At 78.2% G+C, this 275-nt stretch carries 1 pseudogene; it reads left to right on the forward strand.

Going from position 1 to position 275, the window contains the following annotated elements:
* Nucleotides 1–275, forward strand: a pseudogene (locus tag VR44_RS39760) (KR domain-containing protein); the annotation flags it as partial.

Below are 275 nucleotides of genomic sequence, written 5' to 3' on the forward strand. Positions count from 1 at the left end.
GGTGCTCGTACCGCGCCTGGCGCGGGCCGCCGCCACCCCGGCCGAGGGGCCCGCGTTCGGGGACGGCACCGTCCTGATCACCGGCGGTACGGGAGGCCTGGGCGCCCTGTTCGCCCGCCACCTGGTCACCGAGCACGGAGTCCGCGACCTGCTGCTGACCAGCCGACGCGGCCAGGCGGCCCCCGGAGCCGCCGAACTGGCGCGGACCTCGGACAGCTGGGAGCCCGGGTACGGATCGCCGCCTGCGACGCCGCCGACCGCGAAGCCCTCTCCGC

The organism is Streptomyces katrae (genome assembly GCF_000966975.1).
GTDB classification, from domain to species: Bacteria; Actinomycetota; Actinomycetes; order Streptomycetales; family Streptomycetaceae; genus Streptomyces; species Streptomyces katrae.